This window comes from Kluyvera sp. (assembly GCF_047971185.1).
GTDB lineage: Bacteria > Pseudomonadota > Gammaproteobacteria > Enterobacterales > Enterobacteriaceae > Kluyvera.
Genome location: NZ_JBKDZH010000019.1, coordinates 20,552 through 43,872, shown reverse-complemented (window position 1 = coordinate 43,872; position 23,321 = coordinate 20,552). Strand labels below are relative to the sequence as shown.

Annotated in this window: 19 protein-coding genes and 1 pseudogene; 15 read left to right on the top strand and 5 right to left on the bottom strand. The window is 59.9% G+C overall.

Annotation, left to right across the window (positions count from 1 at the left end):
• The 9 genes and pseudogenes from ACK5JN_RS05335 to sseB form a co-directional block, all read left to right on the top strand.
• Positions 1-258 (top strand): annotated as a pseudogene (locus tag ACK5JN_RS05335) (IscS subfamily cysteine desulfurase); the annotation flags it as partial.
• Between the two features lie 26 nt (positions 259-284).
• Positions 285-671 carry a Fe-S cluster assembly scaffold IscU gene (gene iscU / locus ACK5JN_RS05330; protein ID WP_004866383.1) on the top strand — a complete coding sequence of 129 codons (387 nt, stop codon included), beginning with the start codon at positions 285-287 and terminating at the stop codon, positions 669-671.
• Between the two features lie 21 nt (positions 672-692).
• Positions 693-1,016, top strand: coding sequence for an iron-sulfur cluster assembly protein IscA (iscA, locus tag ACK5JN_RS05325; protein ID WP_004104506.1), 324 nt, complete (start codon positions 693-695; stop codon positions 1,014-1,016).
• Positions 1,017-1,093: 77 nt separating this feature from the next.
• The gene (gene hscB, locus ACK5JN_RS05320) at positions 1,094-1,609 is read left to right on the top strand and encodes a co-chaperone HscB (protein WP_416869205.1); all 516 of its coding nucleotides are present in this window, start codon (positions 1,094-1,096) and stop codon (positions 1,607-1,609) included.
• Positions 1,610-1,624: 15 nt separating this feature from the next.
• Complete coding sequence (gene hscA, locus ACK5JN_RS05315) at positions 1,625-3,475, top strand: Fe-S protein assembly chaperone HscA (RefSeq protein ID WP_416869204.1); 1,851 nt, start codon at positions 1,625-1,627, stop codon at positions 3,473-3,475.
• 1 nt (position 3,476) lies between these two features.
• On the top strand, positions 3,477-3,812 hold the full coding sequence (fdx, locus tag ACK5JN_RS05310) for an ISC system 2Fe-2S type ferredoxin (RefSeq protein ID WP_024359355.1): 336 nt from the start codon (positions 3,477-3,479) through the stop codon (positions 3,810-3,812).
• An 11-nt stretch (positions 3,813-3,823) separates the two neighbouring features.
• Positions 3,824-4,024: a Fe-S cluster assembly protein IscX gene (iscX, locus tag ACK5JN_RS05305; RefSeq protein WP_185668888.1), complete on the top strand. Its 201-nt coding sequence runs from the start codon at positions 3,824-3,826 to the stop codon at positions 4,022-4,024.
• Between the two features lie 53 nt (positions 4,025-4,077).
• Positions 4,078-5,364: an aminopeptidase PepB gene (gene pepB / locus ACK5JN_RS05300; protein ID WP_416869203.1), complete on the top strand. Its 1,287-nt coding sequence runs from the start codon at positions 4,078-4,080 to the stop codon at positions 5,362-5,364.
• A gap of 157 nt (positions 5,365-5,521) precedes the next feature.
• Positions 5,522-6,298, top strand: coding sequence for an enhanced serine sensitivity protein SseB (gene sseB, locus ACK5JN_RS05295; RefSeq protein ID WP_416869202.1), 777 nt, complete (start codon positions 5,522-5,524; stop codon positions 6,296-6,298).
• 36 nt (positions 6,299-6,334) lie between these two features.
• Here the strand turns inward: sseB and timP are convergent, their stop codons facing one another.
• From timP to ACK5JN_RS05270, 5 genes are all read right to left on the bottom strand, one after another.
• Positions 6,335-6,457: a small toxic inner membrane protein TimP gene (gene timP, locus ACK5JN_RS05290; protein WP_416869201.1), complete on the bottom strand. Its 123-nt coding sequence runs from the start codon at positions 6,455-6,457 to the stop codon at positions 6,335-6,337.
• Between the two features lie 362 nt (positions 6,458-6,819).
• Positions 6,820-7,593 (bottom strand): MurR/RpiR family transcriptional regulator, encoded by a 774-nt coding sequence (locus ACK5JN_RS05285; RefSeq protein WP_416869200.1) that lies wholly within the window; start codon positions 7,591-7,593, stop codon positions 6,820-6,822.
• Positions 7,593-8,438, bottom strand: a complete 846-nt coding sequence (gene sseA / locus ACK5JN_RS05280; protein WP_416869199.1) for a 3-mercaptopyruvate sulfurtransferase — start codon at positions 8,436-8,438, stop codon at positions 7,593-7,595. The genes ACK5JN_RS05285 and sseA overlap by 1 nt, the downstream gene beginning before the upstream one ends.
• A 73-nt stretch (positions 8,439-8,511) precedes the next feature.
• The gene (locus ACK5JN_RS05275; RefSeq protein WP_416869198.1) at positions 8,512-9,876 is read right to left on the bottom strand and encodes a 6-phospho-alpha-glucosidase; all 1,365 of its coding nucleotides are present in this window, start codon (positions 9,874-9,876) and stop codon (positions 8,512-8,514) included.
• 13 nt (positions 9,877-9,889) lie between these two features.
• A complete protein-coding gene (locus ACK5JN_RS05270; RefSeq protein WP_416869197.1) occupies positions 9,890-11,434 on the bottom strand; it encodes a PTS transporter subunit EIIC in 1,545 nt (514 codons plus the stop codon).
• A 239-nt stretch (positions 11,435-11,673) separates the two neighbouring features.
• On the opposite strand from ACK5JN_RS05270, the gene ACK5JN_RS05265 reads away from it, so the two are divergent.
• The 6 genes from ACK5JN_RS05265 (at position 11,674) to ispG (ending at position 23,292) form a co-directional block, all read left to right on the top strand.
• Complete coding sequence (locus tag ACK5JN_RS05265; RefSeq protein ID WP_416869196.1) at positions 11,674-16,614, top strand: alpha-2-macroglobulin family protein; 4,941 nt, start codon at positions 11,674-11,676, stop codon at positions 16,612-16,614.
• A 1-nt stretch (position 16,615) separates the two neighbouring features.
• On the top strand, positions 16,616-18,931 hold the full coding sequence (gene pbpC, locus ACK5JN_RS05260) for a peptidoglycan glycosyltransferase PbpC (RefSeq protein ID WP_416869195.1): 2,316 nt from the start codon (positions 16,616-16,618) through the stop codon (positions 18,929-18,931).
• A 152-nt stretch (positions 18,932-19,083) separates the two neighbouring features.
• Positions 19,084-19,515 carry a nucleoside-diphosphate kinase gene (ndk, locus tag ACK5JN_RS05255; protein WP_416869194.1) on the top strand — a complete coding sequence of 144 codons (432 nt, stop codon included), beginning with the start codon at positions 19,084-19,086 and terminating at the stop codon, positions 19,513-19,515.
• Between the two features lie 167 nt (positions 19,516-19,682).
• Positions 19,683-20,849 (top strand): bifunctional tRNA (adenosine(37)-C2)-methyltransferase TrmG/ribosomal RNA large subunit methyltransferase RlmN, encoded by a 1,167-nt coding sequence (locus ACK5JN_RS05250; protein WP_416869193.1) that lies wholly within the window; start codon positions 19,683-19,685, stop codon positions 20,847-20,849.
• Between the two features lie 278 nt (positions 20,850-21,127).
• Entirely contained in the window at positions 21,128-22,147 is a 1,020-nt protein-coding gene (rodZ, locus tag ACK5JN_RS05245; RefSeq protein WP_416869192.1) for a cytoskeleton protein RodZ, read from the top strand.
• A 26-nt stretch (positions 22,148-22,173) separates the two neighbouring features.
• Positions 22,174-23,292, top strand: coding sequence for a flavodoxin-dependent (E)-4-hydroxy-3-methylbut-2-enyl-diphosphate synthase (gene ispG / locus ACK5JN_RS05240; protein WP_416869191.1), 1,119 nt, complete (start codon positions 22,174-22,176; stop codon positions 23,290-23,292).
• The last annotated feature ends 29 nt before the right edge of the window (positions 23,293-23,321 follow it).

The following is a 23,321-nucleotide window of genomic DNA, read 5'->3' as shown; positions in this document are numbered from 1 at the left end:
TTGGCAGTATCCTCCGGTTATGCATGAACTACTGCAAGCCTGGAGCAATCATACGAGCTGCGTGCGCTGGGGATGACCGACGAGCTGGCACACAGCTCAAATCGTTTCTCTTTAGGTCGTTTCACTACAGAAGAAGAGATAGACAACACCATCAATCTGGTTCGCAACTCCATCGGCCGTCTGCGTGAGCTTTCCGCACTGTGGGAAATGTTCAAACAGGGCGTGGATTTGCACAGTATTGAATGGTCACATCACTAATTCGGCTCCAATATGGAGAATTCATCATGGCTTACAGCGAAAAAGTAATCGATCACTACGAAAACCCGCGTAACGTAGGTTCCTTCGACAACAGCGACGACAGCGTCGGCAGCGGCATGGTCGGCGCACCGGCCTGCGGCGATGTGATGAAGTTGCAGATTAAAGTCAACAATGAAGGTATCATTGAAGACGCGCGTTTCAAGACCTACGGCTGCGGTTCCGCCATCGCTTCCAGCTCCCTCGTCACCGAGTGGGTAAAAGGGAAATCCCTGGACGAAGCGCAGGCGATTAAAAATACCGATATCGCCGACGAACTTGAACTGCCGCCGGTGAAAATTCACTGCTCTATCCTGGCAGAAGACGCGATTAAAGCCGCCATTGCGGATTACAAAAGCAAACGTGAAGCGAAATAATTAAGAAGAGTTGAGGTTTTTATGTCGATTACCTTAAGCGACAGTGCAGCAGCGCGAGTGAATACCTTTCTGGCAAACCGCGGTAAAGGGTTTGGTCTGCGTCTGGGCGTCAGAACGTCCGGCTGTTCGGGTATGGCCTATGTACTGGAATTTGTTGACGAGCCAGCGGCAGAAGACACCGTTTTCGAAGACAAAGGCGTGAAGGTGGTCATTGACGGTAAGAGCCTGCAGTTCCTTGATGGCACCCAGCTCGACTTCGTCAAAGAAGGTCTTAACGAAGGGTTTAAATTCACCAACCCGAACGTGAAAGACGAGTGCGGTTGCGGCGAAAGCTTTAACGTTTGATTTGAGTCCTGCCAACCCCACCATGGTTTTATCGCTGTGCGTGGGGTTTGTTTTAAATAGTTAACCCTGAGATCGTCATGGATTACTTTACTCTCTTTGGATTGCCAGCCGGTTATCACGTAGACACTCAGGCCCTCGCGGCACGCTTCCAGGACCTGCAGCGTCAGAATCACCCCGACCGTTTTGCCAGCGCCAGCGAAGCTGAACAGCTCGCGGCGGTCCAGCGTTCAGCGAACATCAATCAGGCATGGCAAACGCTGCGTCACCCGCTGACGCGTGCAGAATATCTGCTCTCCTTACACGGTTTTGATCTTGCCAGCGAACAGCACACCGTGCGCGATACCGCGTTCCTGATGGAACAGCTTGAGCTGCGTGAAGAGCTGGACGAAATTGAACAGGCGAAAGACACTGACCGTCTGGAAGCGCTGCTTAAGCGCATCAAAACCATGTACACCCAACGCCAGCAGCAGATGGTGGCGGAACTCGATTCGCAAACGTGGGACGCGGCGGCGGATACCGTGCGTAAACTGCGTTTTCTCGATAAACTCCAAAGCAGCGCTGAATTACTCGAAGAAAAGCTGCTCGATTTCTGATTCTGGAAGCTTAAGATGGCCTTATTACAAATTAGTGAGCCGGGTCTGAGCGCCGCGCCGCACCAGCGTCGTCTGGCGGTCGGTATTGATTTAGGCACCACCAATTCCCTGGTTGCCACCGTCCGTAGCGGTCAGGCGGAAACGCTGGCCGACGGTCAGGGCCGCCACCTGCTGCCTTCCGTGGTGCACTATCAGGCGCAGGGCCACGTCGTGGGTTACGACGCACGCACCAACGCCGCGCAGGATCCTGCTAACACCATTAGCTCCGTAAAACGCATGATGGGCCGCTCGCTGGCGGACATCCAGGCGCGCTACCCGCATCTGCCGTACCAGTTCCAGGCCAGTGAAAACGGCCTGCCGATGCTGGTGACCAGCGCCGGTGTACTGAACCCGATCCGCGTTTCTGCCGATATCCTTAAAGCGCTGGCGGCGCGCGCCACCGAGACGCTTGAGGGCGAACTCGACGGCGTGGTGATTACCGTTCCGGCCTACTTCGATGACGCCCAGCGTCAGGGCACTAAAGACGCGGCGCGTCTGGCGGGCCTGCACGTGCTGCGCCTGCTCAACGAACCGACCGCCGCGGCGATCGCCTACGGTCTGGATTCCGGTCAGGAAGGCGTTATCGCCGTTTATGACCTCGGCGGCGGCACCTTCGATATCTCGATTCTGCGCCTCAGCCGCGGCGTGTTTGAAGTGCTGGCCACCGGCGGCGACTCCGCGCTGGGCGGCGACGACTTCGACCACCTGCTGGCCGACCACATCCGCGAACAGGCGGGCATTGCCGATCGCAGCGACAATCGCGTCCAGCGCGAGCTGCTGGATGCCGCCATCGCCGCTAAAATCGCGCTGAGCGATGCCGACAGCGTCACCGTTGAGGTGGCGGGCTGGAAAGGCGAGGTGACCCGCGAACAGTTTAACGATCTCATCTCCGCGCTGGTGAAGCGCACCCTGATGGCCTGCCGCCGCGCGCTGAAAGATGCGGGCGTGGACGCCGAAGAGGTGCTGGAAGTGGTGATGGTTGGCGGTTCCACCCGCGTGCCGCTGGTGCGTGAGCGTGTCGGCGAATTCTTTGGCCGCACGCCGCTGACCTCTATCGACCCGGATAAAGTGGTGGCGATTGGCGCCGCCGTGCAGGCCGATATTCTGGTCGGCAACAAGCCGGACAGCGAAATGCTGCTGCTCGACGTCATCCCGCTGTCTCTTGGCCTTGAAACCATGGGCGGCCTGGTGGAGAAAGTTATCCCGCGTAACACCACCATCCCGGTGGCCCGCGCGCAGGAGTTCACCACCTTTAAAGACGGCCAGACCGCGATGTCCATCCACGTGATGCAGGGCGAGCGCGAGCTGGTGCAGGACTGCCGTTCGCTGGCGCGCTTTGCGCTGCGCGGCATTCCGGCTCTTCCGGCGGGCGGTGCGCACATTCGCGTCACCTTCCAGGTGGATGCCGACGGCCTGCTGAGCGTCACCGCGATGGAGAAATCCACCGGGGTTGAATCGTCGATTCAGGTGAAACCGTCCTACGGCCTGACCGACGGCGAAATCGCCACCATGATTCAGGATTCCATGAGCTATGCCGAGCAGGACGTGAAAGCGCGTATGCTGGCCGAGCAGAAAGTGGAAGCGGCGCGCGTGCTGGAAAGCCTGCACAGCGCGCTTGCCGCCGATGCCGCGCTGCTAAGCGCCGCAGAGCGTCAGGAAATTGACGAGGCTGCCGCAGCGCTGAGCGCGGTGGCTGAGGGCAACGACACTGACGCCATAGAACAAGCCATTAAAAACGTTGACAAACAAACCCAGGTATTCGCCGCTCGCCGCATGGACCAGTCCGTCCGTGTCGCGCTGAAAGGCCAATCCGTGGACGAGGTTTAATATGCCAAAGATTGTTTTTCTGCCCCACCAGGACCTGTGCCCGGATGGCGTAGTTGTGGAAGCTGAGACCGGTGAAACCATTCTGGATGCCGCGCTGCGTAGCGGTATCGAGATTGAACACGCCTGCGAAAAATCCTGTGCCTGCACCACCTGCCACTGCATCGTGCGTGAAGGCTTCGACTCGCTGCCGGAAAGCACCGAAGACGAAGACGATATGCTGGATAAAGCCTGGGGACTGGAGCCGGATAGCCGTCTGAGCTGTCAGGCGCGCGTCACCGATGAAGATCTGGTGATCGAAATTCCGCGTTACACAATTAACCACGCGCGCGAGCACTAACAGGGGATAGTATGGGACTGAAGTGGACCGACAGCCGTGAAATCGGCGAAGCGCTGTACGACGCCTACCCGGATACCGATCCGAAAACGGTGCGCTTCACCGATATGCACCAGTGGATTTGCGACCTCGAAGATTTTGATGACGATCCTCAGGCATCAAATGAAAAAATTCTTGAGGCAATTCTGCTAGTCTGGTTGGATGAAGCAGAATAAGTCACCTAACGGGCTGCCATTCGGCGGCCCGTTTGCTAATAAGGATAAATAAAATGACAGAAGCGATGAAAATTACCCTGTCTACCCAGCCAGCCGATGCGCGCTGGGGTGACAAAGCGGCCTATAGCATTAATGATGAAGGGATTACCCTGCACCTGACCGGGCGCGACGACGCGGGTCTTATCCAACGCGCGGCGCGCAAAATCGACGGCATGGGCATCAAGCACGTTGCTCTGGCGGGTGAAGGCTGGGACATTGAGCGCGCCTGGGCCTTCTGGGCGGGCTACAAAGGGCCAAAAGGCACTCGCCAGGTACAGTGGCCGGAACTGGACGACGCCCAGCGCCAGGAGCTGGATAACCGTCTGACCTACATTGACTGGGTGCGCGACACCATCAACGCCCCGGCGGAAGAGTTAGGGCCGGAGCAGCTGGCGCAGCGCGCGGTGGATCTGCTGTGCGGCGTGGCGTGCGACAACGTCTCTTACCGCATTACTAAAGGTGAAGATCTGCGTGAGCAGGGCTACGTGGGCCTGCATACCGTTGGCCGTGGCTCTGAACGCCCGCCGGTGCTGCTGGCGCTGGACTACAACCCGACCGGCGATAAAGAAGCCCCGGTTTACGCCTGCCTGGTAGGCAAAGGCATCACCTTCGATTCCGGCGGCTACAGCATTAAGCAGAGCGCGTTTATGGACTCCATGAAGTCCGATATGGGCGGTGCGGCGACCGTCACCGGCGCGCTGGCGCTGGCGATTACCCGCGGCCTGAACAAGCGCGTAAAACTGTATCTGTGCTGTGCCGATAACCTGATCAGCGGCAACGCCTTTAAGCTGGGCGATATCATCCACTACCGCAACGGTAAAAATGTGGAAGTGATGAACACCGACGCGGAAGGGCGTCTGGTGTTGGCCGACGGCCTGATTGATGCCAGCGCGCAGAAACCGGAGCTGATTATCGATGCGGCGACCCTGACCGGGGCGGCGAAAACCGCGCTGGGTAATGATTACCACGCGCTGTTCAGCTTCGACGATAAGCTGGCGAACCGCCTGCTGGCAAGCGCTAGCGCGGAAAACGAAGCCTTCTGGCGTCTGCCGCTGGCCGAGTTCCACCGTCACCAGCTGCCGTCTAACTTCGCTGAACTGAACAACACCGGCAGCGCGGCCTACCCGGCAGGTGCAAGTACCGCGGCGGGCTTCCTGTCTCACTTCGTGGAAAACTATCACGAAGGCTGGTTGCATATCGACTGTTCAGCGACCTACCGTAAATCAGCCGTTGAGCAGTGGTCTGCGGGCGCGACCGGGCTGGGCGTGCGGACGATCGCCAATCTGTTGACCGCTGAGTAAATTTTTCCCCTCACCCTAACCCTCTCCCCAAAGGGGAGAGGGGACCGTCCGGTTTTCTCCCTCGCGTATGGCGTGAGGAGACAGTCGGTTTTCTCCCTCGCCCCTTTGGGGAGAGGGCCGGGGTGAGGGGGAGATACCCACACCTTCTGGAACCACTATGTCCGAAACCAAAAACGAACTCGAAACGCTGCTGGAACAAGCGGCGACGGAACCTGCTCATCGCCCGGCCTTTTTCCGCACTCTGCTGGATTCCACCGTCTGGGTACCCGGCTCCGCTGCCGATGACCAGCAGGTTGTCGACGACAGCGCGCTGGAACTTCAGCACTGGGAAAAAGATGACGGCACCTCCGTTATCCCGTTCTTTACTTCACTGGAAGCGCTAAAACAGGCGGTGACCACCGAGCAGGCGTTCGTCGTCATGCCGGTACGCTCGCTGTTTGAAATGACCCTCGGCGAGACGCTGTTCCTCAACGCCAAACTGCCGACCGGCAAAGAATTCACCCCGCGTGAAATCAGCCATCTGATTGGCGAAGAGGGCAATCCGCTCAGTACCCAGACGGTGCTGGAAGGCGGCAGCGCGCTGCTGCTCTCCGAAGTGGCCGAGCCGCCGGCGCAGATGGTGGAGTCGCTCACCACGCTGTTCAAAACCCTGAAAACGGTCAAACGCGCGTTTCTGTGCTCCATTAAAGAACACGCCGACGAACAGCCAAACCTGCTGATCGGGATTGAAGCGGAAGGGGATATCGAAGGGATTATCCACGCCGCGGGCAGCGTCGCGACCGATACCCTGCCGGGCGACGAGCCGATTGATATCTGCCAGGTAGTGGAAGGCGAGAAGGGCATCAGCCACTTTATGCTGGCGCATATCACGCCGTTCTATGAGAAACGCTGGGGCAGCTTCCTGCGCGATTTTAAGCAGAACCGGATTATCTAACCTCAGGAAAGCCGCCCCGAAGGGCGGCATCCTGGCTTACTTGCCCTGCGCGTTGCTTATCACGCTAACAGCGCTGACGGAGGGACTCCGTTCGCTGTCGGTGCGAAGAAACAAGACGGCAGAAACAATCAGCACGATACAGAAGTATCGTCTGTTCATTGCGCGGTCCATGCGAAGACCGCATCACAGCAGCACCGCTGGCGATAATACCGCGATAGCAAGCGCTATGGTGTGCCTGCATTTACGGCCATGGGACATCTTTTCCCGAAGCCAGCGCCCGTTTGCGAGACGGCGGAAAGGGCCGGGATGGATTATACACCAACAGCCAAATAGTCACTCTTGTTACTACCTTGACTTTGTCCGATTTTAAAGCCACTATGATGCACACTATGGTGTGCCTGCATTGCTTTAGCAATGTAGCTTGCTGGAAAGGCCGCGAACCGGACCAGCACAAAATAACCGCTGTTACAGGCGGTTTTTTTGTGGCTGAAAAACGTGAAATATCCGACGAGCGGGGAAATTTATCCCGTCGCCTCCAGCAGCAGTAAATCCATCAACAGTACCAGATTGGACTCAAATGACGTGATATCCGCCGCTTCGGCGGCAAAATGCGCGGCTTCGTCATACAGTGCAAAATGCAGATCCGCCAGTCCCGCCAGGGTATTGGCGGAGGCGCGGGTGAAGGCGACGACCGTCATGCCCACGTTGCGGGCGATGCGCGCTTTATCCAGCACCTGCTCGGTTTCGCCGCTGCGCGACACGGCGATAAACACCTGGTAGCGCGCGGCGTTACTGAGAAAGATGTTCCGGCTATCGCCCGGGCCGGAAATAAAGGCCGTTTTGCCAAGCACCTGCAGCTTTTTCGTCAGGTACTCGGCAAAGAGATAAGAAAATCCTGCGCCATAGAGAAAGAAGCTCTCCTGCTCGCGCAGCAGGCGGGTAAACTGCTGCCGCTTGTCCGCCGTTGCCCACTGAAAAGACTGCTGGTAGTTGGCGATAAAGCGGTTGAACAGCTCGGGAAATTCCGCGCAGGACTCAGTGCGATGCGCCGCAATATGCGGCGTATCCGCCAGCAGGCTTTTACAGTGCCAGATGAACTCGCTGTAGCCGCTAAAGCCCAGCTTCTGACACAGCCGCATAATGGTTGCCGTGGAGACAAATGTCGCCTGCGCCAGCTGGCGGACGGTGATCTTGCCCACCAGCAGCGGATGCTCCGTCAGATGCGCCAGCACGCGGTACTCCGCGCGGGTTAACGACGCGCCGCGCGTCAGCAGCGGGGCCAGGCGATTATCCATTACTGGGCAGGCTCAATCGGCAGGTCGTCGCGGGCGCCCCATTCGCTCCAGGAGCCGTCGTACAGCGTCACGTCGTCGGCCTCAAGCGTGGCCAGCGCCAGCGCGACTACCGCCGCCGTCACGCCGGAACCGCAGCTGACGATAATCGGCTGATGTAGATCGACGCCCTGGCGGGCAAAGATGGCTTCGAGCTGGTCGGTGGTTTTTAATTCGCCGTCAACCACCAGATCGCCCCAGGGCACGTTGCGCGCGCCGGGAATATGTCCACGACGCAGTCCAGGGCGCGGTTCATCAATCTGGGCATTGAAGCGCGGTGCCGGACGGGCGTCAACGATTTGCGCGGTGCCTTCATGGCTGGCCAACAGTACGTCGGTGAGTCGTTTCACCTCTTCGGCATAGAATTTGGCCTCAAACTCGCCTTCTGCGGTTTTGACGTCACCCTGCTCAAGCAACAGGTCGTCGCGCTGCCAGCCGGCAAGACCGCTGGCCAGGATAGAGACCCGCTCAGCGCCAAAGGTACGCAGCATCCACCACGCGCGTGGCGCGGAGAACAAGTTGCCTTCGTCGTAGATGACCAGATGTTTATCGCGGCTGACGCCCAGCTCGCGCATGGCGACAGCGAAAGCTTCCGGGCGCGGCATCATATGCGGCAGCGGCGAGGTGTGGTCGGAGAGGGCTTCAATATCAAAAAAGACCGCGCCCGGCAGATGCCCGGCGCGGTATTCCGCGTGCAGATCGCGATGTTCTTGCCCCGGTGGGGCCATGCGGGCGTCGATAATCTGGACTTCCGGGTCATCAACGTGCTCAGCCAGCCAGTCGGCGGCAACAAAATACGAAGTGGTCATAATACCCTCCATTGATGAATCATAGAGAGATTGTCGGTGTTTTTGCTCACACCGACAAGCGACCCGCGGCGTATTAGCGCGTTGCTTCACCATTTTGCCAGGCGTGCTGCAGCTGCGGCCAGTAATCCTGGTTGGCGACAATCATCTCATCAAGGATGGCCTGCGCGTGTTCCATTGTTGGCACGGTGCGGTTGAGGGTAAAGGCCTGCAGCGCTTTTTCATAGCTGCCCTCAAGCGTCGCCTCCACCAACAACTGCTCAGAGGCCAGCTGCTGCATCAGCAGCGTCTGGTGGAACAGCGGCACGTTGCCCATCCGCACCGGCTCCGGCCCGTTGGCGGTAATGTAGGCCGGCACTTCCACCATCGCATCGTCCGGCAGATTGGCGATGGCCCCCTGGTTTTCGACGATCACCAGATGACGCTGGCGTAAATCGAAGGCCAGAGAACGGGCCACTTCGACGATAAACTCGCCGTGCACGCCGACGTGGAAGGCATCCGGCAGAATACCGGTTTGCTGATACTCCACGGCCGCCGCAAACAGCTTCTTCTCCCGCCCGTCCATCACTTCGTTGGCGCGGGTGTAGTCCGGGTTCTGGTGCTCGACGATTTGGTTGGGCATCAGGTAGTACTGCAGATACGGGTTCGGCAGATATTCCGGGAAACAGTCCATAATCGGCTTGATATTGCGCCAGGTTTTCACCCATGACGGATCGGCATGCTGCGGGTCCGTTTGCGCGGCGTCTTCGGTCAGCAGGCCGAATTTCGCCACGTGGCGGCGCAGCTCCGGCAGTTTATCTTCACCATCGACCCGCACCTGGGTAAACCAGCCGAAATGGTTGAGGCCAAAGTAGTCAACGTCGAGCTTATGGCGGTCGACGCCGAGAATGGCCCCCATATTGCGCATCGCCGCCACCGGCATATCGCAGATATTCAGCACTCGCGCCCGTGGGCGCAGGCGGCGAATGCCCTCGGCCACAATCGCCGCCGGGTTGGAGTAGTTGACGATCCACGCTTTCGGGTCCGCATAGCGCTCAACCAGGTCAATCAGCTCCACCATCGGCAGAATGGTGCGCAGGCCGTAGGCCAGCCCGCCGGGGCCGCAGGTTTCCTGGCCGACCACGCCGTGGCGCAGCGGAATTTTTTCATCCTGCTCGCGCATTTTGTACTGGCCGACGCGCATCTGGGCAAACACGAAGTGCGCGCCGCTAAAGGCCGTTTCCGGGCAGGTGGTGACGGTAAACCTGATGCTCTGGCTATGGTCACGAATGACCTTTTCCACCACCGGGGCGATGGTATTTTGCCGCGCTTCATCAATATCGTAGAGGCGAATTTCCGCCAGCGGGAAGTCGCTCAGGCGCACCATCAGGCTTTTGACGATGCCCGGCGTATAGGTGCTGCCGCCGCCGGCGATAGCCAGAATAAATGGGGATTTCAACATGTTATAGCCTCCTTCAGAGAAACGTCTCAACGGCTTCTCGCATTTTTTTGACGTGCAGCCCGTAGACCACCTGAACGTTATTACCTTGTTTAATAATGCCTTTCGCGCCGGTTGCCTTGAGCTGTGGCTCGTTAATCCGCGCGACGTCTTTCACCGTGACGCGCAGTCGGGTGTAACAGTTATCGACCACCTCGATGTTGTCGCGCCCGCCTAATCCTTCAATGATGCTGGTGCCCAGCCCATCGTTATTGCCCTTCGCCTGATACTCCTGCTTGCTGTAGAGCTTCGTCTGCTGGTCATCCTCCTCGCGGCCCGGCGTTTTCATGTTGAAGCGCAGGATCAGGAAGCGGAAGATGACGAAGTAGAGCGCGAACATTATCAGCCCCACCACGATGTACATCGGCCAGTTGGATTTCTCGGTCCCCAGCGGCAGGTTGTAGAGAATAAAGTCGATAATGCCGTTGGCGCCGATGGCGTGGACGCCGAACAGCGAGAACAGCATCATGCCGATGCCGGTCAGCACCGCGTGAACCACAAACAGCAGCGGCGCGACGAACAGGAAGGAAAACTCAATCGGCTCGGTGACGCCGACCAGCATCGAAGTAAGCGCCGCCGGGATCAGAATGGCCTTAGCGGCCGCTTTGCGTTCCGGTTTCGCGGTGACGTACATCGCCAGCGCCGCGGCAGGCAGGCCGAACATTTTGCTGATGCCGCGCGCGTCCCACACCACGGTACTGCTCAACTGTTTGACGTCAGGGCAGGCCATTTCGGCAAAGTAGATGTTGCGCGCGCCCTGGTACAGGTTGCCACAGACCTCGTGCGAACCGCCCAGCTCGGTATACAAGAAGGGGGTATAAACCAGGTGATGCAGCCCGGTTGGAACGAGGATGCGTTCGAGGAAACCATAAATCGCCACCCCGAACGGGCCGGAACCTTTAATCGCCAGCGCCAGCGCGCTGATGCCATGCTGCGCCCACGGCCAGAGCTCGCTCATCACCACGCCGAGCACAATCGCCACCGGCAGGATGATGATGGTGACGAAACAGTGGCCGGAGTAGATCGCCATCGCCCCGGAGAACTGCACGCCGGAGTAACGGTTGTAGAGATAGCCGGTGAGCGCGCCGGTAAGGATCCCAGCGAATACGCCCATCTCCAGCACCTGCACGCCCAGCACCATGCTTTGCCCCGCGTTGCGCATCTGGTCGACCGGGGCCAGCTCGCCCTGCCATTGCAGGGTGAAGTTCATGGCGTTGATAAAGACGATAAACGTCACCAGCCCCAGCAGCGCGGCGTAGCCTTTATCGCGGGCGGCGAGGCCGATAGGAATACCGACGGCGAAGATCATCGCCAGGTTGACCAGCAGCGAAACGGCGGATTTGGCAATCAGCTGCCCCAGATGCTGAACCGCAGAGTAGCCGAGAAAAGGGATATATTCCGCCAGGCTACCGTTGCCCAGCACGTTGCCGAAGGCGATAAACAGCCCGACAATCGGCAGAATCAGCACCGGGCCATAGAGGGACTTACCAAAATTTTGTAGGGCATTAACGGCTCTTTTCATTATTGTCTCCGATGTTGAACCGCATAGAGGGGACCTCATGTCCGGCAAAAGGTAGCAGCAGAAGGGGCGGAGAATCCAGCTATCCTATTGTTTTAAAAACAAAGTACGCATAACGTTACATGTTACGTTATGAGTTGTGATCGCAGTAACATCCCACAGAGAACTACTGGCAAACGCCTCCCTGGGGCATAATACTGTGTTGACGACTCAAACAGACTTCACCAGTCAGAGGTTCCAGGATGAAACCCTTTCGTTTGGCTACGCTGGCGCTCGCGCTGGCAATGACGTTTACGCTGGCCGGCTGCGACAATAAGAATGACGACAAGCCCGCCGCCTCCTCGACGCCTGCCGCTGCTGCGCCGGCGAAACCCGACGCCGCCCAGCTTGAAAAACTCGCCCAGCAAAGCCAGGGCAAAACGCTCACCCTGCTCGACGCCTCTGAAGTGCAGCTCGACGGCGCGGCGACGCTGGTGCTCACGTTTTCTATCCCGCTTAACCCCGATCAGGATTTCAGCAAAACCGTCCACCTGGTGGACAAAAAGAACGGTAAGGTTGACGGCGCGTGGGAGCTGGCGCCGAATCTCAAAGAGCTGCGGCTGCGCCATCTGGAGCCGAAGCGCGACCTGATTGTGACCGTCGACGCCGGACTGGCGGCGCTGAATAAGTCTACTTTTGGCACCAGCGTTGAAAAAACGCTGACCACCCGCGATATCGCACCCAGCGTCGGCTTTGCCAGCCGCGGCTCGCTGCTGCCGGGCAAGGTGGTGGAAGGGCTGCCGGTGATGGTGCTCAACGTGCCGCACGTCGACGTGAACTTCTTCCGCGTGAAGCCCGAATCGCTGGCCGCGTTCGTCAGCCAGTGGGAGTATCGCAGCTCGCTCAGCAACTGGGAGTCGGATGAGCTGCTGAAGATGGCCGATCTGGTTTACACCGGCCGCTTTGACCTCAACCCGGCACGTAATACCCGGGAAAAACTGCTGCTGCCGCTGAAAGACATCGCGCCGCTACAGCAGTCCGGCGTCTATATCGCGGTGATGAACCCGGCGGGGCAGTACAGCTACAGCAACGCGGCCACGCTGTTTACCCTGAGCGACGTCGGCGTCTCGCTGCACCGTTACCACGGCCAGCTAGACGTCTTCACCCAAAGCCTGGAAAACGGTGCTGCCCAGTCGGCGGTTGAGCTGACCTTGTTGAACGACAAAGGCCAGACGCTGGCGCAGGCGACTAGCGACGCCAAAGGCCATGCCACGCTGCAAACCGACAAAGACGCGGCGCTGCTGCTGGCGCGTAAAGACGGGCAAACGACGCTGCTGGATCTGAAACTCCCCGCGCTGGATCTGGCCGAGTTCGACGTGGCTGGCGATCCCGGCTATCGCAAACAGTTCTTTATGTTTGGCCCGCGCGATCTTTATCGCCCCGGCGAAACGGTGATCCTTAACGGCCTGCTGCGCGATAGCGACGGTAAGCCGCTGCCCGACCAGCCGGTAAAGCTGGAAGTGGTGAAACCCGACGGTCAGGTGGTGCGCAGCGTGGTCAGCCAGCCGCAGAACGGCCTGTATCAATTGACCTATCCGCTGGACAGCGGCGCGGCGACCGGCATGTGGCACATCCGCGCCAATACCGGCGACAACCAGCCGCGCGAGTGGGATTTCCACGTCGAAGACTTTATGCCCGAGCGCATGGCGCTGAGCCTGACGTCGCTGACGACGCCGCTGGCCCCCGATGACGACGTCAATTTCGCCGTTTCCGGCTACTATCTGTACGGCGCCCCCGCCAGCGGTAACAGTTTGCAGGGGAAACTGTTCCTGCGCCCGCTGCGCGATGCGGTTGCGGCGCTGCCGGGCTTCCAGTTTGGCGATATTGCGCAAGACAATACCTCCCGTAGTCTGGATGAAATCAGCCTAAGGCTGGATGACAAAGGGCGTGGGGCAGTGACCACCGCCACCCAGTGGCAGGAAACGCATTCGCCGTTGCAGGTGATCCTGCAGGCCAGCCTGCTGGAGTCCGGCGGCCGCCCGGTAACCCGTCGCGTGAGCCAGGCTATCTGGCCCGCCGCCGAACTGCCGGGGATCCGCCCGCAGTTTGCCAGCAAGGCGGTCTATGACTATCGCACCGACACCACGGTGAACCAGCCGATCGTTGAAGAAAACAGCCAGGCGGCGTTTGACGTGGTGTACAGCAACGCTGCCGGTGACAAAAAAGCCGTTTCCGGCCTCCAGGTGCGTCTGATCCGCGAACGCCGTGACTACTACTGGGACTGGTCGGAAAGCGACGGCTGGCAGTCCCGCTTCGATCAAAAAGATCTGGTGGAAGGCGAAGAGACGCTGGATCTGAAGGCGGATGAGACCGGCAAGGTCAGCTTCCCGGTGGAGTGGGGTGCCTATCGTCTGGAGGTTAAAGCGCCGAACGACGCGGTTAGCAGCGTGCGCTTCTGGGCGGGCTACAGCTGGCAGGATAACAGCGACGGCAGCGGCGCGGCGCGCCCGGACCGGGTGACCCTGAAGCTCGACAAACCAACCTATCAGCCGGGCGATACCATCAAGCTGCACGTCGCCGCGCCGGCGGCAGGCAAAGGTTACGCGATGGTCGAGTCCAGCGATGGCCCGCTGTGGTGGCAGGAGATTGATGTCCCGGCGCAGGGGCTGGATCTCGCTATCCCGGTTGATAAAAGCTGGAATCGCCACGACCTCTATCTGAGCACGCTGGTGGTCCGTCCGGGCGACAAATCGCGCTCCGCCACGCCGAAACGGGCGGTGGGCGTACTGCATCTGCCGCTCGGCGACGAACAGCGTCGCCTGAACGTGGCGCTGGAAAGCCCGGCGAAAATGCGGCCAAACCAGCCGCTGAGCGTCAAAGTGAAGGTTGAGCGCAAGGACGGCGCTGCGCCGAAACAGGTGAACGTGCTGCTGTCTGCGGTTGATAGCGGGGTGCTGAATATTACCGATTATGCCACCCCGGATCCGTGGCGGGCTTTCTTCGGCCAGAAACGCTACGGCGCGGATATCTATGATATTTATGGCCAGGTGATTGAAGGCCAGGGGCGGCTCGCCAGCCTGCGCTTTGGCGGCGACGGTGACGAGCTGAACCGCGGCGGCAAACCGCCGGTGAACCACGTCACCATTATCGCCCAGCAGGCGCAGCCGGTGACCCTCGACGATAACGGGGAGGGCACCGTTACCCTGCCGATCGGCGACTTCAACGGCGAGCTGCGGGTGATGGCGCAGGCGTGGACGAGCGACGATTTCGGCAGCGCGGAAGATAAAGTGGTGGTTGCCGCGCCGGTGGTGGCCGAGCTGAATACGCCGCGCTTTATGGCCGGTGGCGATAGCGCTCGCCTGACGCTGGACGTCACCAACCTGACCGATAAACCGCAGACGCTGAACGTGCAGATTGCGGCCGCCGGGCTGCTGACGCTGAAGAGCGGCCAGCCGTCGGCGGTGACGCTGGATCCCGGTGCGCGCACCACGCTGTTTGTGCCGGTCAGCGCCCGTGAAGGCTTCGGTGATGGCGAGATGAACGTCACCGTCTCGGGGATGAATCTGCCGGGCGAAACGCTGGCCGACCTGCATAAACAGTGGAAAATTGGCGTGCGTCCGGCCTTCTCGGAGCAAACGGTGAACAACGGCGCGGTGCTGCAACCCGGTGAAAGCTGGAGCGTACCGGCTAGCCAGAACGCGGCCTTCTCGCCGGTGACGTTGCAAGGGCAGCTGCTGCTGAGCGGCAAACCGCCGCTCAATCTGGCGCGCTATATTCGCGAGCTGAAGGCGTATCCGTACGGCTGTCTGGAACAGACTGCCAGCGGCCTGTTCCCGCAGCTTTACACCAACGCCGCGCAGCTGAAAACGCTGGGCATTGTGGGTGACAGCGACGACAAACGCCGCGCGGCGGTGGATATCGGTATCTCGCGGCTGCTGCAAATGCAAAAAGAGAGCGGCGGCTTCGCGCTGTGGGATAAAGAAGGGCCGGAAGAGTACTGGCTGACCGCCTATGCCATGGACTTCCTGGTGCGCGCGGCGGAGCAGGGTTACAGCGTTCCGGCAGCGGCGATTAACAACGGCAACAGCCGGATGCTGCGCTATCTGCAGGAGCCGGGGCTGATGAGCGTCCGCTACACCGACGACAATGCCGCCAGCCGTTTCGCCATTCAGGCCTACGCGGGGCTGGTGCTGGCGCGGCAGCAAAAAGCGCCGCTGGGCGCGCTGCGCGAGCTGTGGGAACGCCGCGAGCAGGCGCGTTCCGGGCTGCCGCTGATGCAGTTGGGGATCGCGCTGAAGGCGATGGGCGACGCACCGCGCAGCGAGCAGGCATTACAGCTGGCGCTGGACACCAAACGTTCAGACCAGACCCGTTGGCTGGCGGACTACGGCAGCGACCTGCGCGACAACGCGCTGATGCTCGCTCTGCTCGAAGAGAACAAGATGCTGCCGGACGCGCAAAATACGCTGCTGCAAACCCTCTCCGAACAGGCCTTCAGCGAACGCTGGCTGTCGACGCAGGAGAACAACGCGCTGTTCCTGGCGGCGAAGGGCGTGCTGGATCTGCCGGGGAACTGGCAGGCTCAAACCACGCTGGATAGCCAGCCGTTGCAGGGCGATAAAGCGCAGACGCGCCATCTCGACGGCGACCAGCTCTCTACGCTGCAGGTGACTAACAGCGGGCAGCAGCCGCTGTGGCTGCGCCTCGACAGCACCGGCTACCCGGAAAACGCCCCGGCGGCCAGCAGCAACGTGCTGCATATTGAGCGCCAGTTCTACGGCACCGACGGGCAGCGTAAGTCGCTCTCCTCGCTGCGCAGCGGCGAACTGGTGTTGGTGAAGCTGGATATCAACGCCAGCCAGAACGTGCCGGACGCGCTGGTGGTGGATATGCTTCCCGCCGGGCTGGAGCTGGAAAACCAGAATCTGGCGAACAGCAGCGCTAACCTGCAGGATAACGGCAGCGAAGTGCAGGAGTGGCTGAACCAGATGCAGCAGGCGGATATCCAGCATATGGAGTTCCGCGATGATCGCTTCGTGGCGGCGGTGGCGGTGAACGCCAACCAGCCGGTTACGATAGTCTATCTGGCGCGCGCGGTGATGCCGGGGACTTATCAGGTGCCGCCAACCCAGGTGGAGTCGATGTATGTGCCCGCCTGGCGTGCGGTCGGCGCGGCGGACGATATGCTGATCGTCGTGCCGTAAGATGCGCATAGCCTGGTTGAAACGCCCCGTCTGGCGCTGGCTGGCCGGGGCGGTCGTCTTTTTGTGCGGCGCGATTGTGCTGGCGGATAAGCTGTGGCCGCTGCCGCTGCACGAGGTGACCCCCGCGCGCGTGGTGGTCGCCGAGGACGGCAGCCCGCTGTGGCGCTTTGCCGATGCCGAAGGGATCTGGCGCTATCCGGTGACCCTTGAAGAGGTCTCGCCGCGCTACCTTGAGGCCCTCATTCACTATGAAGACCGCTGGTTCTGGGATCATCCCGGTGTGAATCCCTTCTCAATAGCACGCGCCGCCTGGCAGGATCTCACCGCCGGGCGCGTGGTCTCGGGCGGCAGCACGCTGACCATGCAGGTGGCGCGGCTGTTGGACCCGCACCCGCGCACCTTCGGCGGCAAGTTTCGCCAGCTCTGGCGCGCTTTCCAGCTGGAGTGGCACCTGTCAAAACGCGATATCCTCACGCTATACCTCAACCGGGCGCCGTTTGGCGGCACGCTACAGGGGATTGGGGCGGCAAGCTGGGCCTATCTTGGCAAGCCGCCAGCCAAACTGAGCTACGCCGACGCCGCGCTGCTGGCGGTTTTACCGCAGGCGCCGAGTCGACTGCGCCCGGACCGCTGGCCCGGGCGGGCTCAGGCGGCACGAAATAAAGTGCTCGAGCGTCTGCTGATCCAGGGCGTCTGGCCCGCCGCGACGGTTAATGAGGCTAAAGAGGAGCCGGTCTGGCTGTTCCCACGCCAGATGCCGCAGCTGGCACCGCTGTTTGCGCGCGCGATGCTGGGCCGCAGCCGCGCGGAGAAAATCGTCACCACCCTGGATGCCGGGCTACAGCGTCAGCTGGAAGAGCTGGCGCTGAACTGGACATCACGCCTACCGCCGCGCAGTTCGCTGGCGATGATTGTCGTGGATAATCGGGATATGAAGGTGCGCGGCTGGGTGGGCTCGGCGGATATCTCCGACGACAGCCGTTTCGGCCATGTGGATATGGTCACCGCCATTCGCTCGCCCGGTTCGGTGCTGAAACCGTTTTTATACGGTATGGCGCTGGATAGCGCGTTGATTCATCCGGCGTCCTTGCTCCAGGACGTACCGCGCCGAATCGGCGATTATCGGCCCGGCAATTTTGACAGCGGCTTCCACGGGCCGGTGAGCATGAGCGACGCGCTGGTGCGGTCGCTTAATTTACCCGCGGTGCAGGTGCTGGACGCCTACGGGCCGAAGCAGTTTGCCGCGCGTCTGCGTAACGCCGGGTTGCCGTTGATTTTACCGGCCGGGGCGGAGCCGAATTTGTCGTTGATTCTCGGCGGTGCGGGCGCGCGTCTGGCGGATATCACCGCCGCCTATAGCGCCTTCGCCCGTCACGGCAGGGTGGGCAAGCTGCGGATGCTGGCCAGCGATCCGCTGGTCGAACGCCCGCTGTTGTCGCCGGGCGCGGCGTGGATTATTCGCCGCATTCTGGCCGCTGAAGCGCAGCCGGTGCCGGACGCCTCGCTGCCGCAGGTGGTGCCGCTGGCGTGGAAAACCGGCACCAGCTACGGCTATCGCGATGCCTGGGCGATTGGCGTGAATGCGCGCTACAGCATCGGCATCTGGACCGGAAGGCCCGACGGTACCCCGGTCGCCGGGCAGTTTGGTTTTGCCAGCGCGGTGCCGTTGCTGAATCAGGTGAATAATTTGCTGCTCTCCCGCGCCCGGCAGACGCCGATGCGCGACCCGCGTCCGGCGTCGGTAAGCGCGGCGGAAATCTGCTGGCCGGGCGGCCAGCCGCTGCCGGCGGGGGATGTTAACTGCCGTCGCCGACTCTCTACCTGGGTGCTGGATAACGCCCTACCGCCAACGTTGCAGCTGCCGGATCAGGAAGGGATACAGGGGATTCGTTTCCCGCTATGGCTCGATGCCGCAGGCCAGCGGGTGGCGGCAGACTGCCCGGATGCGCGCCAGGTCACTCTTGACGTCTGGCCGCTGCCGCTGGAGCCGTGGCTGCCCGCAGGCGAACGGCGTGCGGCGCGCATCCCTCCGGCCTCCAGCGTCTGCCCGCCGCAGGTTTCGCAAAACGCCGCGCCGCTGCTATTAAGCGGCCTGCGTGACGGGGCGGTGATTAAGCGGCTGCCGGGTGAAGGCCGTGCGCAGCTGGTGGTACGCGCCAACGGCGGAGAAGGCCAACGCTGGTGGTTTTTAAACGGCGAGCCGCAGCGCGGCGCGGGCGACAGCCTGACGCTGTCGCTGGATCAAGCGGGGGCTTATCAGCTGGTGGCGATGGATGACCTGGGGCAAACCGCGGTGGTCAACGTCACCTTGCAGTGAGGGGATAGGCGCTCCTGTGTTGCTTAAAAGTGTCTTATTTTAAAAAAATGTTACCTTCATCCATAGGCAACGGCGCAGAGGCTCATTATAATCCGCGCCAGATCATACAATGCGTATGCACGACAACAGAATAAATTTTATTAGAGGTAATCATGGCTATTGAACGTACTTTTTCCATCATCAAACCAAACGCGGTGGCAAAAAACGTTATTGGCAGCATCTTCTCTCGCTTCGAAGCAGCAGGGTTTAAGATTGTTGGCACCAAAATGCTGCACCTGACCGTTGAGCAGGCGCGCGGTTTCTACGCTGAGCACGACGGTCGTCCGTTCTTCGACGGTCTGGTTGAGTTCATGACCTCCGGCCCGATCGTGGTTTCCGTGCTGGAAGGCGAAAACGCCGTTCAACGTCACCGTGACCTGCTGGGCGCAACCAACCCGGATAACGCGCTGGCCGGTACCCTGCGCGCCGACTACGCCGACAGCTTCACCGAGAACGGCACCCACGGTTCTGATTCCGTTGAATCCGCCGCACGCGAAATCGCCTTCTTCTTCGGCGAAGGCGAAGTGTGCGCGCGCACCCGCTAAGGGATCGTTTACACTTTATTTTATGAATGCCGCGTGCAGACGTGGCATCCATGCGCCAGAATTTGTACAATGCAGCGCCCCCGGACGAGCAGAACGCTTTCCTGGGGCGCTTCTTTTTATCAACCCTCCAGGGGCCATAACGTGTAACAACGAGGCCGGAATAGAAAATGTCTGAACAAATTGTCACGCCTGAGAGCGCCATCCCGGCGGTTCCCAACAAAGATGGAAAAATTAACCTGCTGGATCTTAACCGTCAGCAGATGCGCGAGTTTTTTAAAGACTTAGGCGAAAAACCCTTCCGCGCCGACCAGGTGATGAAGTGGATGTACCACTACTGCTGCGACGACTTTGATGAAATGACCGACATCAACAAAGTCCTGCGCGGTAAGCTGAAAGAGGTCGCCGAGATTCGCGCCCCGGAAGTGGTCGAAGAGCAGCGTTCTTCCGACGGCACCATCAAATGGGCGATTGCCGTCGGCGATCAGCGCGTTGAAACCGTTTATATCCCGGAAGACGATCGTGCAACCCTGTGCGTCTCTTCACAGGTCGGCTGCGCATTAGAGTGTAAATTCTGTTCTACCGCGCAGCAGGGGTTCAACCGTAACCTGCGGGTGTCGGAAATCATCGGCCAGGTATGGCGCGCGGCGAAAATCGTCGGCGCGGTCAAAACCACCGGCGTGCGTCCGATCACCAACGTGGTGATGATGGGGATGGGCGAGCCGCTGCTGAACCTGACCAACGTAGTGCCGGCCATGGAAATCATGCTCGACGACTTCGGTTTTGGCCTGTCTAAACGTCGCGTTACCCTGTCCACGTCAGGCGTCGTTCCCGCGCTGGATAAGCTCGGCGACATGATTGACGTTGCGCTGGCCATCTCTCTGCACGCGCCGAACGACACCATTCGTGATGAAATTGTACCGATCAACAAAAAGTACAATATCGCCACCTTCCTGGAGTCGGTTCGCGGCTACATTTCGAAGTCCAACGCCAACCAGGGCCGCGTGACCATCGAATACGTGATGCTGGACCATATCAACGACGGTACCGAGCATGCGCACGAGCTGGCCGAGCTGCTGAAAGACACGCCGTGCAAAATCAACCTGATTCCGTGGAACCCGTTCCCGGGCGCGCCGTATGGCCGCAGCTCCAACAGCCGGATCGATCGCTTCTGTAAGGTGCTGATGAGCTATGGCTTTACCACCATCGTTCGTAAGACCCGCGGTGACGACATTGACGCCGCCTGTGGTCAGCTGGCCGGTGATGTGATTGACCGTACCAAACGTACCATGCGCAAGCGTATGCAGGGTGAATCTATCGCCGTGAAAGCGGTGTAATACCGTGCCGCGTGCGCCAGAAATGGCGCACGCAAAGTTAAGTGCTTAAGGATTAGGCGAAACGTACTGATCTGGTTAATAATTACGGTGCGTTTCATCAAGTATTGAGGCAGTATGTAGCGTTACATCAGCAGCGTGAATACGGCTTTTTACGCTGTTTTGGAGTAGGGTATACCGGGCAGCTTGTCTGTCTGTTCGATAACACGACCGGATGTTTCGCGGTGCGAGAACGGCTTCGCATCAGAACCTTAAATTTCACGAATCAGCAGTTGTAGCGAATGAATACTGAAACCAACCACGACCAACAAGAAGCACAAACTACGGGTGTCCGTTTGCGTAATGCCCGTGAACAACTCGGACTCAGCCAACAAGCCGTTGCAGAACGCTTGTGCCTGAAGGTTTCCACCGTTCGTGATATTGAAGAAGATAAGGCGCCTGCTGAACTCGCTTCAACATTCTTGCGTGGTTATATCCGCTCCTACGCTCGCCTCGTGCATATTCCCGAGGAAGAGCTGCTGCCGATGATGGAAAAGCAGGCCCCGATTCGCGCGGCGAAAGTCGCGCCGATGCAGAGCTTTTCCCTCGGCAAACGTCGCAAAAAACGCGACGGCTGGCTGATGAGCTTTACCTGGCTGGTGCTGTTCGTGGTGGTGGGGTTAACCGTCGCCTGGTGGTGGCAGAACCACAAAGCGCAGCAGGAAGAAATCTCGACCATGGCCGACCAGTCCTCCGTTGAGCTGAAGGCTAACGGCAGCGATTCACAAAATATTCCGCTGAATACGGGCGCAGACGCGACCTCGTCTCCGGCCACCACCGATACCGCCGCCGCGCCGGAAGCCAGCACGGCCGCACCGGGCGATAGCGCCGCGCCGGCAGATGCCGCCGCGCCAGCCGCAACCGCGCAGAACAATACCGTCGTGGCACCGTCTCAGGCTAACGTCGATACGACCACCGCACAGACCCCCCCTGCACCGCAGACCGCCACCCCGGGCGCGCTGCCGACCGACCCGGCGCAAACCGCCGCACCGGTGGCTGATGCGAACGCGCTGATCATGAACTTCTCCGCCGACTGCTGGCTGGAAGTGACTGACGCGACCGGTAAAAAACTGTTCAGCGGCCTGCAGCGTAAAGGTGGCAATCTGAATCTGACCGGACAGACGCCTTATAAACTGAAAATTGGCGCACCGGCCGCAGTGCAGATCGAATTCCAGGGTAAACCGGTCGATCTGAGTCGTTTTATCAGAACTAACCAGGTTGCGCGCCTGACCGTGAGTGCTGAACAATCACCGGCACAATAACAGACGCGTAATGCGGGAGATTTTTCATGCACAACCAGGCTCCTATTCAACGTAGAAAATCCACACGCATTTACGTTGGGAACGTGCCAATCGGCGATGGGGCTCCTATCGCCGTCCAGTCGATGACCAATACGCGCACGACGGATGTCGAAGCTACGGTCAATCAAATCAAAGCGTTAGAACGTGTAGGTGCGGACATCGTCCGCGTCTCCGTGCCAACGATGGATGCCGCAGAAGCGTTCAAGCTTATCAAGCAGCAGGTTAACGTCCCGCTGGTCGCCGATATTCACTTTGACTACCGTATCGCGCTGAAAGTCGCCGAGTACGGCGTCGACTGCCTGCGTATTAACCCGGGCAACATCGGCAACGAAGAGCGTATCCGCATGGTCGTTGACTGCGCGCGCGATAAAAATATTCCTATCCGTATCGGCGTAAACGCCGGGTCGCTGGAGAAAGATCTGCAGGAAAAATACGGCGAGCCAACGCCGCAGGCGCTGCTGGAATCGGCAATGCGCCACGTGGATCATCTCGAGCGTCTCAACTTCGATCAGTTTAAAGTCAGCGTGAAGGCCTCCGACGTATTCCTCGCGGTGGAATCCTATCGCCTGCTGGCCAAACAGATCGATCAGCCGCTGCACCTCGGGATCACCGAAGCGGGCGGGCTGCGTAGCGGTTCAGTCAAGTCCGCAATCGGCCTGGGTCTGCTGTTGTCTGAAGGCATCGGCGACACCCTGCGCGTTTCGCTGGCGGCGGATCCGGTTGAAGAAATTAAAGTCGGTTTCGACATCCTGAAGTCGCTGCGCATCCGCGCGCGCGGCATCAACTTCATCGCCTGCCCAACCTGTTCGCGTCAGGAATTCGACGTGATCGGTACGGTCAACGCGCTGGAGCAGCGCCTGGAAGACATCATCACCCCGATGGACGTGTCCATCATCGGCTGCGTGGTGAACGGCCCGGGCGAAGCGCTAGTGTCGACGCTGGGCGTCACCGGCGGCAATAAGAAAAGCGGCCTGTATGAAGACGGCGTGCGCAAAGATCGCGTCGACAATGACGATATGATTAGCCAGCTTGAAGCCCGAATCCGCGCGAAGGCGTCGGTGCTGGACGAAGCGCGTCGTATTGACGTTCAGCAGGTTGAAAAATAACGAGATGGGAAGCCGCTTGCTTCCCGTGT

What these genes read in the sequence shown, in the direction of transcription:
- iscU (WP_004866383.1), top strand. Translation starts at nt 285, where the DNA reads ATGGCTTACAGCGAAAAAGTAATCGATCACTACGAAAACCCGCGTAAC.
- iscA (WP_004104506.1), top strand. Translation starts at nt 693, where the DNA reads ATGTCGATTACCTTAAGCGACAGTGCAGCAGCGCGAGTGAATACCTTT.
- hscB (WP_416869205.1), top strand. Translation starts at nt 1,094, where the DNA reads ATGGATTACTTTACTCTCTTTGGATTGCCAGCCGGTTATCACGTAGAC.
- hscA (WP_416869204.1), top strand. Translation starts at nt 1,625, where the DNA reads ATGGCCTTATTACAAATTAGTGAGCCGGGTCTGAGCGCCGCGCCGCAC.
- fdx (WP_024359355.1), top strand. Translation starts at nt 3,477, where the DNA reads ATGCCAAAGATTGTTTTTCTGCCCCACCAGGACCTGTGCCCGGATGGC.
- iscX (WP_185668888.1), top strand. Translation starts at nt 3,824, where the DNA reads ATGGGACTGAAGTGGACCGACAGCCGTGAAATCGGCGAAGCGCTGTAC.
- pepB (WP_416869203.1), top strand. Translation starts at nt 4,078, where the DNA reads ATGACAGAAGCGATGAAAATTACCCTGTCTACCCAGCCAGCCGATGCG.
- sseB (WP_416869202.1), top strand. Translation starts at nt 5,522, where the DNA reads ATGTCCGAAACCAAAAACGAACTCGAAACGCTGCTGGAACAAGCGGCG.
- timP (WP_416869201.1), bottom strand. Translation starts at nt 6,457, where the DNA reads ATGAACAGACGATACTTCTGTATCGTGCTGATTGTTTCTGCCGTCTTG.
- ACK5JN_RS05285 (WP_416869200.1), bottom strand. Translation starts at nt 7,593, where the DNA reads ATGGATAATCGCCTGGCCCCGCTGCTGACGCGCGGCGCGTCGTTAACC.
- sseA (WP_416869199.1), bottom strand. Translation starts at nt 8,438, where the DNA reads ATGACCACTTCGTATTTTGTTGCCGCCGACTGGCTGGCTGAGCACGTT.
- ACK5JN_RS05275 (WP_416869198.1), bottom strand. Translation starts at nt 9,876, where the DNA reads ATGTTGAAATCCCCATTTATTCTGGCTATCGCCGGCGGCGGCAGCACC.
- ACK5JN_RS05270 (WP_416869197.1), bottom strand. Translation starts at nt 11,434, where the DNA reads ATGAAAAGAGCCGTTAATGCCCTACAAAATTTTGGTAAGTCCCTCTAT.
- ACK5JN_RS05265 (WP_416869196.1), top strand. Translation starts at nt 11,674, where the DNA reads ATGAAACCCTTTCGTTTGGCTACGCTGGCGCTCGCGCTGGCAATGACG.
- pbpC (WP_416869195.1), top strand. Translation starts at nt 16,616, where the DNA reads ATGCGCATAGCCTGGTTGAAACGCCCCGTCTGGCGCTGGCTGGCCGGG.
- ndk (WP_416869194.1), top strand. Translation starts at nt 19,084, where the DNA reads ATGGCTATTGAACGTACTTTTTCCATCATCAAACCAAACGCGGTGGCA.
- ACK5JN_RS05250 (WP_416869193.1), top strand. Translation starts at nt 19,683, where the DNA reads ATGTCTGAACAAATTGTCACGCCTGAGAGCGCCATCCCGGCGGTTCCC.
- rodZ (WP_416869192.1), top strand. Translation starts at nt 21,128, where the DNA reads ATGAATACTGAAACCAACCACGACCAACAAGAAGCACAAACTACGGGT.
- ispG (WP_416869191.1), top strand. Translation starts at nt 22,174, where the DNA reads ATGCACAACCAGGCTCCTATTCAACGTAGAAAATCCACACGCATTTAC.